At 48.2% G+C, this 2,823-nt stretch carries 4 protein-coding genes; all 4 read right to left on the bottom strand.

Features of this window, described 5'->3' with window-relative positions:
- Positions 1 to 18: 18 nt before the first annotated feature.
- The 4 genes from K5D32_RS25625 to K5D32_RS25640 all read right to left on the bottom strand — a co-directional run bounded on the left by K5D32_RS25625 (position 19) and on the right by K5D32_RS25640 (position 2,598).
- On the bottom strand, positions 19 to 750 hold the full coding sequence (locus K5D32_RS25625; RefSeq protein ID WP_221602304.1) for a hypothetical protein: 732 nt from the start codon (positions 748 to 750) through the stop codon (positions 19 to 21).
- An 89-nt stretch (positions 751 to 839) separates the two neighbouring features.
- Positions 840 to 1,355 carry a hypothetical protein gene (locus K5D32_RS25630; RefSeq protein ID WP_221602305.1) on the bottom strand — a complete coding sequence of 172 codons (516 nt, stop codon included), beginning with the start codon at positions 1,353 to 1,355 and terminating at the stop codon, positions 840 to 842.
- Complete coding sequence (locus K5D32_RS25635; RefSeq protein ID WP_221602306.1) at positions 1,352 to 2,098, bottom strand: alpha/beta hydrolase; 747 nt, start codon at positions 2,096 to 2,098, stop codon at positions 1,352 to 1,354. The genes K5D32_RS25630 and K5D32_RS25635 overlap by 4 nt, the downstream gene beginning before the upstream one ends.
- 2 nt (positions 2,099 to 2,100) lie before the next feature.
- Positions 2,101 to 2,598 (bottom strand): PAAR domain-containing protein, encoded by a 498-nt coding sequence (locus K5D32_RS25640; RefSeq protein ID WP_221602308.1) that lies wholly within the window; start codon positions 2,596 to 2,598, stop codon positions 2,101 to 2,103.
- Positions 2,599 to 2,823 lie beyond the last annotated feature (225 nt).

The raw sequence follows: 2,823 nt of genomic DNA on the forward strand, positions 1-2,823 counted from the left end.
ACTGCTTACCCGCATCGCCTAGCTGAGCGCGCCACCCATATTGAGTTTGGTGGGGTTTATGGAGCGCTTACGTTGGAACTTGTCGCTGAAGGGGGCAGAGAAGAAGGTGTCGTCGATGATGACGATAGGCGCAGGCAGAGGGATTCCAATTGCCGGGAATATTAAAGTAGGAGGCCAGCGATCTGCAATAAATGGGTGTGCGGTATGTGGTGGGATTTCAGTAGTTGAGTTGTTTTCTCTAAATTTTTCCAGTATTAGCGCTGATGGGATAAAGAAGGTGTTGGTGTAGTAACTATCGTATCCCCATGAAGCTGTGAGGCGGACTTTGCAAGGGATTGATACTTGGTCCTCAATCAATGCTTTTATGTCGTCGTACTCTCTCAGAATGCTTTCGCTGCCTTTTTGGTTGGAATAAGAAAAATACACTTCGGAAATGAAATCGCGGTTTAGCCTGCTTTGATTTTTTGCCTCTACTAAGCCACTGGCTTTTGTTTTCATGACATGAGCTGTAGAAAAGTCTGTATCGCGACCCAGAGAGCACGTCAATACTGGGCGTTGTTGGTTGCTGTTTTCGTAATTGTTGAAGGCGCGCATCAGATCAATGCTTGAGGTAAATTCAATCGTATAAAGGTTATTGGGGCCTCGCTCAAAAGACGATAACCTAAGCTCGGCGCGTGGGATGTTTGGCGTTTTTGCGCAGGCGGTACATAAAACTGCTATTGCGAAAATAGAAGAGTGATATATGTTCATGGGCTAAAAGGCTATGGGTAGAGTCAATGATTAGGTTGTATGCAGACTTTAATTATTGTGCTGGACCTATGAATAGCCATTTGCGACACTCACTTGTTAATCTGCTCTAGAATGAGTTTGGAGGGAATAAAAAGTATATTGGTGTAGTAGGCTTTATATCCATACGCCGTTATGAACACTCTGCAAGGGATTGACTCTTGTGCCTCAAGTAGTGGTTTAAAAGCCTCGAAGTCGTTTAAGTTTCGTTGAGTTCCATCAGGGTTGTTAAAGCGAAATATAAGCTCGGAGGTGAAGATGTAGTTTGGTCTTGTTGAATTTTTTGCCTCTACTCGTCCTGTAGCCCCTATGTTGATGGGGGCTTCTACTGTAAGTTGTGCATCAGGATCCAGGGAGCAGATGAAGCTGGGGTTTAATTGGTTGCTATTTTCATAGTCATTGAATGCATACTGCAGATCCACGCTTGAGCTGAAAGTGACAGTATAAGGGTATTTGGGTGCTGGTCCGAATGATAAAAGATTGAGGTCAGCTACCGGTATTTGTGCTGTTTTTACGCATGCGGTGCACAAGAGTATGCTTAAAAAAAAGAAACTACGATATATGTTCATTGGCCAAAAATACCGTTTATTGAATCATAAATCAGATCGCACGCGGATTTTGTTCCGTCAACGGGTTCAATGAACATTCTGTTCGCTGCGTAGTGGTGTATGTCAGCAGTTTTATTTATCGTTGGGCATGAAGTTATATTCCAGTGTTCTCCAAAGCTCGCGACACCATCTGATGAATCGGGTTTGCTGGATTTTGCCCGAATATTAATCCATGTTTCAGCAACGGGTGACGGTTCTGACATATAGATGTCTGAGCCTAACGATACGAGAAGACCTTCCCCTACCGGATCCAGTGTGACCAGGAACTTAATGGTATAACCGGCCTCCGACAGGATTCTTGATAGGTGAGCCCCATTCCATCCGCCTAAGCTATGCCCCACGATATAAACCGGGCATGATTTGTTAGGTATTTTATCAATGAAATTCTTCTGGATATCGCTGGAACCTTTTGCATGCTTATAGCTTTTTACCTCGCTGATATATTTCGGTAATAGGTTTTTAGCATATTTAACCTTACTGTCCAGAATGGCTTGTGCATCGTTAACGTTTTTGAAGGGCCCTTGAAAATAATACGACTCCTGATCCGCAGCCCCCCCAATAAAAAACACCACCGCCTTCTTCTCAGCCACCGGCACCGTTTTAACCACGGCATCATTAACCGCCGTCAACGTATGCGTCGTCGCCACACACGCTCTCTTCCCGTTCGAAAGCACAATCTCTTCTGCTTTTTGTTCTGCGGCCATTCTCAATTTTCCACAAACAGTTTGATGCTTTCAGCCAGGTGCGAACTCACCACATGGGTAAAGCCCTGTGCATCGCTGACGCCTTCTTCGATGCTACCGTCGGCGCGCTGGATGGCGTAGCCGTGGTTGGCCATGGGTTCACCGGTGGTTTCGTTGATGAGTTTGAGCTTGTCGCTGAAGTGCACGGGCATCGGCATCAGGCCGCTGAAGGGGGCCGGGACGAAGGTGTCGCCGATGATGACGGTGCCCGAGCCGCCAATGATGATGTTGCCGTGTGCGCCGGTGCTGTCGATGGTCGCAGCGTTGAGGCCGTTGATGAAGACGGTTGAGCTGACGCCTCCGGTGATGGGGCTGCCGCAGGCGGACGTGTCGGTCATTCGGGCGGCGGGCAGGCCGTCGAAGTTTACATCGGGGGAGCCGCTGGCGATCGGGTTGGTGCCGTGCCCTGGCAGTGGGCAGCTGGTGGGGTCGCCAAGGCGGGCAGCAGGTTTGCCACTCATTTGAAGTTCCATTTCAAAGTGTCGTGTGTGCGTTTTACGGGCTGGCCGAGAAACTGCAGTTCTGATGGCTCGGCATATTAAAGGGGTGGGAATTGATCTGCAATGAGTCGCGGCCAAGGCCCCTCCCACAAGTGTCAGGTAGGCCCTAACCCGAGTAGATACTCTGTTCACGGTCAAGCTTTTAGCCGGTATTTTTCGCTAAAAAGCTTGGCCGTGTCGAAGTCT

The organism is Pseudomonas cichorii (genome assembly GCF_019719005.1).
Classification (GTDB): domain Bacteria; phylum Pseudomonadota; class Gammaproteobacteria; order Pseudomonadales; family Pseudomonadaceae; genus Aquipseudomonas; species Aquipseudomonas cichorii_E.